Below are 7,535 nucleotides of genomic sequence, written 5' to 3'. Positions count from 1 at the left end.
ACTTATTCTGACACTCGCAATAGGTGTGTTCGGAATTATTACTACCGAGATGGGTATTGTCGGCGTATTACCACAAATCACTCAAAAATTCGGAATTTCAACTACACAAGCTGGATTTTTAGTGAGTATATTTGCACTAGTTGTTGCTATTTCTGGTCCGTTTTTAATTCTGCTCGTCTCTAGTATTAATCGCAAAATAATTTTATTAACAGCAATTTTTACATTTGTTATTTCAAATATAATCTACGCTTATACAACACAATTTGAAATCATGCTTATTTTTCGTATTTTACCGGCAGCACTTCATCCACTCTTCTTTTCAATCGCTCTTGTAACAGCTGCTAAACTTGTCCCTCCAGAAAAGAGCGGTCAAGCAGTTACAAAAGTTTTTATGGGAATTACTGTTGGCTTTGCTTTAGGTGTACCACTAACCTCTTACCTTGCAGACCAATTTTCACTCGAAGTTGCTTTCTTATTCGGAGCGTTCGTTAACACACTTGCATTCATTGGAATACTAATCCTACTTCCTTCTATGCCTGTTAAAGAAAAAATGTCTTTCGGCAAACAAATTCGTATACTTGGCAAACCTGGATTATGGTTAAATATTTTAACCGTCACATTCCTTTTTGCAGCCATGTTTTCCGTATACAGCTACTTCGCCGAGTACCTTGCAAAAGTAACTTCCATGAATGGATCTCTCATCAGTATCATGCTATTCATATTTGGTATAGTTATGATTTTAGGTAATCATTTATTTGGTGGTCTCCTGCAAAAAAGCATAATAAATACCGTAATATCATTCCCTATTCTATATTCTATTGTTTACATATTAGTTTATTATTTAGGTGCCTACCTTGTTCCAATGATTTTTATCGTATTCATTTGGGGAATCGTACATGCTGGTGGATTAATTGTTGGCCAAACATGGTTAATAAGCGAAGCAAAAGAAGCACCTGAATTTGGTAATAGTCTATTCGTTTCGTTMTCAAATCTCGGAATTACTCTAGGAACAACTATTGGAGGCTGGTTTATTTCAAACCTAGGTATTCACCAGCTTATTTGGAGCGGATTTATATTCACACTACTTTCATTCCTATTAATTATAATAAAACTAAAATTTTTCAATTCTAATAGCCAGGCTTCATTATCAAGCTAGTACATTTTCAGTTCCCCATTTGATAAAAAAAATATTATAAATTCTTCTCATAAGATTTTATAATGTGAAAAGTATAATGCTCAAAGCCTTTAGCCATAATTACGACTAAAGGCTTTTTTGTATATAAAGTGAAACTTTAATCAGTGGGGGTTTTGTTCATCCCCCCACTGATTATTAGCCTTCACCAATCGGGCGTTTACGGGCCGTTTATCTCCCACCTAACTTCTTTGCTCCACCTGAATTTTGAGGTGGGAGTTTTACTGCCCACAAATAGCGGGATAAAAATAAATCTAAAAGGAGCTAGTTTTATGGAACATAATCAAAATGGAGTACTTGCTTTAATTGTTTTGTTTTTAGGATTAGTGTTTTTTGTTAGTGGAATGGTTTATCATTTATGGGGTTCTTATTAATGGTATGATTGTAATTATCGATATGGCATATTTCCAAAAACAACTTAACATGGTAAAATAATATTCGGACGGGAGTCCAATATTATTAAAATTAAGATGGTTCAAGTCAGAGAAAGGCACCTTAGRGTGTCTTTTCTTTATTTTCAAAAGGACCTGCTCAATTATTGCGTAAAAAACATAAAGTAATTTGAATCCGTTAAAATACATGAGTGTACCCTTGTTTTCCCCTCTTATTAAAGGAGGARCTATTATGGGATTTGGTGGTAGTTGTAGTAGTTGTGGCGGCGGCTTTGCTTTATTAGTWGTATTGTTTATTTTATTGATCATTGTTGGAGCTTCTTGCTTCTGCTAAAAAACTATTGGAAAAGACACTCTTATATGAGTGTCTTTTCTTTGTAATAAAAAGCTCTCCATAAAGGAAAGTTTTTAGGTTTATACATTCAAGTCATCCAAATTAGTTATTTACACAGCACTTTATTTCTTCGCATCTCTCATGCTGTAATATCCTAAATTAATAATAATCAAGAAATACCCACCCATAATTCCAGCAGCAAATGTCCACATGAAATCATGGTGTTCAATTTCATACATAATAATCGCACCGAGTATCGCGGCTGCAAATCGATTCATCATTCCAAGCATCGGTGCTTTTTCTTTTTTTACAATGCTATTTCCGAACTTTTCAATAMGCCTTCCTAAAATCCAGACGTAGTACATACTCATCAAAAGGCCAATGCTTATCCCTACAAAATGGAATGGGAAAGGTGTCATAAACCATCCCAACAACATCACACCTAGCAAGCAATACATTTGTATGTTAAATGATCTTAGTGCCATACGAATCATGCCGCACTCCTTTATCTTTCTCATTGTATTTACGTATCATCAATTACGTCTGCTACTATCCAACGCCATATGCTCTCTTCCATATAAAAGTCGGATTTTCATTTTAAATATCTATTCAATAACACGGATTTTCTGTACAAAATAACACTTTATCCCAACGTACAGGTAATCAGTTAAATGGTGTCTAGACGTACAATTTTTCACTTTTGATAACGTGTTCCCTAGAATGCGTTAATCGCAAACCATTGTCAAAACGGTCTTGAATCATTTTAAAGTTAACTTTTCCAGTTAGAATCTTTTCGATCATTCAACACCTTCTTATTCATGGATAATTCCTATACCTCTGCCGATAGTAATAAAAGTGAAACACCATAAAAATGCACCGATAGCAGCGAACAAAATATAAGTTTTCAAATTCATTTTGCTAACCCCCGAAAGGTAACATGTTATATGTCTAACGCCTGGAATGAAATAACCCAAAACAAGAGAATAGGGTCCATATTTCTCCATCCATTTTGCAACTTTGCTCATTCTCTTTTCCTTCAAACCAACCCATTTTCCATACTTATCAATGAAAGGACGCCCTGCCTTTTTGCCGATCATATAACTGATCACCATACCCAACAACGCTCCTACAAAACTGACTAAAATGGCAAGCTCATAATTTAAAACATTAATATTCGTAAAGTAACCTACTACTGTCATTATGACTTCATCAGGGATTGGTAATCCTACAATTCCAAGAAGAAGCATCAAAAAAATAGCGAGGTAACCATAATCTGTTATAACCTGCTGTACTAATTCCATCTTTCAGACTCCAATTTTTCGGATATATCTTTTTTAAAATGAGGAAATTTAATTTTACTCACCATTAAATAAGCGAGTACGCATGTGCCAAACGCCACGGAAACTGGATTATTCAAAAAGCATATAATAAGGAGACACATTGCCGCGAATGGAATAGGCATTCCAATAAACGTCGGAAGTTTGCTTTGCTGCGTGTTAAATCTCGCAAGTCGAAGCATTCCGCAAACACTGTAAGCAAGCGCACATATCATCCCGATAAACTGTAAATCTTTTAAAGCGACACTATATGCAAGAATAGACGGTGCGACACCGAAAGTAACTAAATCTGCAAATGAATCTAATTCTCCGCCAATTTCCGAAACAGCATCAAGTTTCCGAGCGACCATGCCATCAAAAAAATCAAATAACATACCTGTAATAATAAAAACTGCTCCCAAATACATATCGTGAACGAGAATAGCGTAAATAGCCAAAAGCCCACATACAAAATTTGCTATCGTAATCATATTTGGTATGTAACTCATAACACGCTTTTCCTCCTTTCAACTAGCTGTTTCATATAGACTTTCTTACTCATTCGGATCAATGTCCTTCTGTTTTTCTTCTAATATAACTTTATTTATTTTCGTTAATGTATCAGTCATTTGCTCTAAAGCATTTATATCGATTTTAGAAAAGTATTTCTCAATTAATACATCATCTAAATCAGACAACCGCTCTATATACTTACTACCATTTGGACCAAGTGTAAGGAAATACTCCCGTTTATTATTAGGGTTTACTTGTTTCGAAATCATCTTCTGTTTTTCCAATTTAGATAAAACTTGGCTAACCGCACTTTTCGATATATTAAAAGTACTCGCAATGTGATTCGCTGTCGTATTTTCATTTAAATTGATATAAAATAACATGCTCTCTTGCTGCCCTGTAAGACCGAACTCATCCTTTAACTCCTGAAATAGTAAAATGTAGAAGTCATTGTAGGCTCGATTCATTTCATTAATTACTTCTTTATACGATCTAGTCATAGCATCTTTCCTCCGATCATGCTGCTATTTCGTTCCACTATATAGTTTAGTTAACTTAACTAAACTATATTATACCTTTATGTTCGTGTAAAGGGAAATCTGTCTCCCTCCTTGACTTACAATTGTACAAAAAAAGACATCTTAATTGATATCTTCTTTTTATACTTAATATTTCAGGCTCTCACCATTCTTTTCAACTACTTCTTTATACCAATTGAAACTATTCTTCTTCGATTTTTTTAATGAGCCTGTTCCTTCATTATCCTTATCATTTACAATTCCTTTAGACAGACAACAATACTACATCACATGTTAAATTCCAATAACTAAATATTAACCATTTCACAAATTCCATATAGACCCATTACTGGTTAAAATGTTATAATTAAATCACCCTACATAGTTACTCATGTTCAGGATGAGTAACTAACGTCTTATTAAGTAATGCGCATAACTTAAATAAAAAAGACACTTCACAGTGTCTTTTTTATTTACATCAAGTTTCCTTTTAATTCCAAAACCAATATAATAAGGTGCACCATTTAATACATATAAAGAAAAATATAGATTTATCAAATCATTATGGCACCCATAAAAGTACTTCTATTTTGGAGGAACACAATATGAACAAAAAGTTATTAACAACATTATTATGTAGCACATTCTTGTTTGGATTATCAGCTTGCAGTTCACATGATACATCTAGCAGTAACACGAAAAACGAACAGGAGACTTCTAAAGAAACAAAAAATGATGAACTTAGCAACAAGGATCCTCAAAAAGGGCTTCCCACCCATGAAGATTCTTCTGGTGTATACATATCAATAGGCTCTGTCGATTCATTAGATGTTATAGGTAATGGAGAAGTTAAAGCACAAGGTGTATTTAAAGTATTAGACGTCAGAGTACATAATGGTCACGAGGAACCCATTACACTAAATAGCAACAACTTTAAATTAATTGACGGTACCGGAAGAGAATATCACATTTCTAATGAATTTCAATTAGTACTTAAAGCTGCAAATACCGCTACATTTAAATTTGGTGTTCTTAATCCTAGTGAAAATTTGGAAGGGAACATTGTATTCGATGTACCGAAAAAGACGCAAGGATTAACTTTGAAAATTAATGGAGATATGTTGGATAAAGGGATCGAGTTAAAGGTGGAATAGTCAAAGAAAATACAAACCGCCTATCACAACTTATACTAACATAACAAAAAGTACAGCCTCTGTATTAACTACAGTAGACTGTACTTTTTCATTTATGATTTTGTATAACTCACTATAACAAGATTCCTTAATTCTTTTGAGAAGATGCTCTCCAATCACGAAAAGATGTTGGAAACCCAGAATGTCCGCGTTGCTTTGTAACAACTGGTTTCTCTTCAGGAATAGTTGGTTTTTCTTCAAGAATACTCAAAGCTGTTTGCATTTTCTCCAACTGCTCTCTTAATGCTTGCTGTTCAATCTTTAAATCCGTAAGTAAACGTAATATCATCTCAGAATTAGCCATAACGATCTCCTTTCCCCCAATACACAGAATAAAATACCATATGTAATAAGCGTAATACTCGTGACAAAAATAAGTTCGTCAACTCCCTTAAAATACCGAGTGCTTTTATTTTTTCAAAAGGACCTGCTCAAGTTTATCCGTAAAAACATAAAGTGAAATAAATCCATTAATATATGGACTTTATGGAAGGAGGAGTTAATATGGGCTATGGTGGTAGTTGTGGTGGAGGCTATGGTGGAGGCTATGGTGGAGGCTATGGTGGAGGCTATGGTGGTAGTTGTGGTGGAGGCTGTGGTTTTGGCGGTGGATTCGCCTTACTTGTTGTGCTCTTTATCTTATTAATCATCGTTGGAGCTAGCTGTTGGGGCGGCGGAATCGGCTGCTAATAAGAGGCACTCTTGAGAGTGTCTTTTTTTTATTTCTCAATATAGGGCTAACATATGTGGGACCGCCACATGCCCATCAAGCTAAGGTTTTAGATCAACCCCAAAACGAGAATTCTATTCATTTTTGACTATTGATAAGTGAGGGATGTTAACTACAAAACCTCTGACAGCCGTTTCATAATATCAGATATCTCATCTGTCATTTTATCTGTAAGAATGATAATTTTCGGTTCTTTATAAGATGGGTCAATCGACACTTCAAACTTCACTTCACCACTTCCCTTTCGCTCGCTCTAAATATAAAAGCTATTTAAGTTACTGTAAATGGATTTTCGATAATCGGTCGTTTTCACACGATAACTGGTCAAAATACGAATATAGCCATTCTCTTTAGATGCTCCAGGAACACATTCTCCTTATTCACAATAAAAAAGTACACGAAGACGGGCACTCTGTGTACTAATCCAATATATGTATTTAGCCTGTATGAAGGGCCTTATAACATTCAAAAAAACTATATCTTTACGAAAAGCTTTACCCTATTAATCAAAAGAACTTTTTTCTATTTCTATTATACATAAAGTGAAACTTTAATCAGTGGGGGTTTTGTTCATCTCCCACCTACCGTTGGATTATCGTCCTTCACACATTTGAGGAAGGCGACTTCTTTCGGATAATGCGTTAATTTTTATTAGACAAGCATGGACAAGTATACAAGCTAAGTGAATTGATTTGAATATAAATAATTATATTAATTTTCAAAAAGGGGGTGAATCATTTTGAACTCATATTTTTCAAAATCGAAGGGATGCTGCTGTCATGGGATTTTGCCTGCTCTTCCACCTGCTGTTCCCCCGACTCTAGCTTTTTCACCAGCTTATCGTAACTTCTGGCAAAATACATTTGTTACGGTACCTAATGGAGAGAACATTCCATTTAACAATCAAAGTGTAGCTAGCGCAGGAGGAATTGTTCTACTTCTTCCTACTACGATATCCATTCCAGTAGCTGGAGATTATGAAATTAACTATGTAATTACAACCGCTAATATAACAAGCACAGGTTCAGAACAACAAGTAACTGCTATCCTGAACGGAGTGCCAGTTCCTAATTTCCAAACATCTTTTGGTACAATAACTAATACCGGAGAATCATGTGACCAATTTTCAGGAACAGCTATTTTAAGAGTACCGGCTAACTCAACTTTTTCATTAAGAAATACAAGTCTTTTTGGACGTTCTCTAGCTCTTTGTAATCTAGTTGAAAGTGGCGCAGCACTAAATATTAAAAAATTAAATTAAAATCTTTTAAAAAGGCTAGAAAAAACAGCTTTTCTATTGTTCATTGGAGTCTGTATAGTAATAGAACATGAACTAAAAGCCCCTKC

Annotated in this window: 9 protein-coding genes and 1 pseudogene; 5 read left to right on the top strand and 5 right to left on the bottom strand. The window is 34.6% G+C overall.

Annotation, left to right across the window (positions count from 1 at the left end; translation table 11 throughout):
• Positions 1-1,156: MFS transporter (locus AC1DTM_RS14605; protein ID WP_477000394.1), on the top strand; the 1,156-nt coding region annotated here is incomplete at its 5' end.
• A gap of 660 nt (positions 1,157-1,816) precedes the next feature.
• Positions 1,817-1,918, top strand: a complete 102-nt coding sequence (locus tag AC1DTM_RS14600; RefSeq protein ID WP_000505688.1) for a YjcZ family sporulation protein — start codon at positions 1,817-1,819, stop codon at positions 1,916-1,918.
• 122 nt (positions 1,919-2,040) lie between these two features.
• Here the strand turns inward: AC1DTM_RS14600 and AC1DTM_RS14595 are convergent, their stop codons facing one another.
• From AC1DTM_RS14595 to AC1DTM_RS14580, 4 genes are all read right to left on the bottom strand, one after another.
• On the bottom strand, positions 2,041-2,412 hold the full coding sequence (locus AC1DTM_RS14595) for an ATP synthase subunit I (protein WP_477000393.1): 372 nt from the start codon (positions 2,410-2,412) through the stop codon (positions 2,041-2,043).
• Between the two features lie 318 nt (positions 2,413-2,730).
• On the bottom strand, positions 2,731-3,219 hold the full coding sequence (locus AC1DTM_RS14590; protein WP_070139653.1) for a DedA family protein: 489 nt from the start codon (positions 3,217-3,219) through the stop codon (positions 2,731-2,733).
• Positions 3,210-3,743, bottom strand: a complete 534-nt coding sequence (pssA, locus tag AC1DTM_RS14585; RefSeq protein WP_088098752.1) for a CDP-diacylglycerol--serine O-phosphatidyltransferase — start codon at positions 3,741-3,743, stop codon at positions 3,210-3,212. The genes AC1DTM_RS14590 and pssA overlap by 10 nt, the downstream gene beginning before the upstream one ends.
• 45 nt (positions 3,744-3,788) lie before the next feature.
• A complete protein-coding gene (locus AC1DTM_RS14580; protein WP_016103916.1) occupies positions 3,789-4,247 on the bottom strand; it encodes a MarR family winged helix-turn-helix transcriptional regulator in 459 nt (152 codons plus the stop codon).
• A 623-nt stretch (positions 4,248-4,870) separates the two neighbouring features.
• Here AC1DTM_RS14580 and AC1DTM_RS14575 point away from each other — a divergent pair.
• Entirely contained in the window at positions 4,871-5,419 is a 549-nt protein-coding gene (locus tag AC1DTM_RS14575) for a DUF4352 domain-containing protein (RefSeq protein WP_016103915.1), read from the top strand.
• Between the two features lie 127 nt (positions 5,420-5,546).
• On the opposite strand, the gene AC1DTM_RS14570 is transcribed toward AC1DTM_RS14575, so the two are convergent.
• A complete protein-coding gene (locus AC1DTM_RS14570) occupies positions 5,547-5,762 on the bottom strand; it encodes a hypothetical protein (RefSeq protein ID WP_016103914.1) in 216 nt (71 codons plus the stop codon).
• A 293-nt stretch (positions 5,763-6,055) separates the two neighbouring features.
• Here AC1DTM_RS14570 and AC1DTM_RS14565 point away from each other — a divergent pair.
• Together AC1DTM_RS14565 and AC1DTM_RS14560 are read left to right on the top strand one after the other, a co-directional pair.
• Positions 6,056-6,148, top strand: a pseudogene (locus AC1DTM_RS14565) (YjcZ family sporulation protein); the annotation flags it as partial.
• A 779-nt stretch (positions 6,149-6,927) separates the two neighbouring features.
• Entirely contained in the window at positions 6,928-7,449 is a 522-nt protein-coding gene (locus tag AC1DTM_RS14560) for a BclA C-terminal domain-containing protein (protein WP_016103912.1), read from the top strand.
• Positions 7,450-7,535: the final 86 nt, after the last annotated feature.

The sequence above is a fragment of the Bacillus sp. P4_D3 genome (assembly GCF_056401855.1).
This window is presented reverse-complemented; position numbering and strand designations above follow the sequence as displayed.

Coding starts and splice junctions, on each gene's coding strand:
- AC1DTM_RS14590 (WP_070139653.1), bottom strand. CDS start 3,219: ATGGAATTAGTACAGCAGGTTATAACAGATTATGGTTACCTCGCTATT.
- AC1DTM_RS14580 (WP_016103916.1), bottom strand. CDS start 4,247: ATGACTAGATCGTATAAAGAAGTAATTAATGAAATGAATCGAGCCTAC.
- AC1DTM_RS14570 (WP_016103914.1), bottom strand. CDS start 5,762: ATGGCTAATTCTGAGATGATATTACGTTTACTTACGGATTTAAAGATT.
- AC1DTM_RS14575 (WP_016103915.1), top strand. CDS start 4,871: ATGAACAAAAAGTTATTAACAACATTATTATGTAGCACATTCTTGTTT.
- pssA (WP_088098752.1), bottom strand. CDS start 3,743: ATGAGTTACATACCAAATATGATTACGATAGCAAATTTTGTATGTGGG.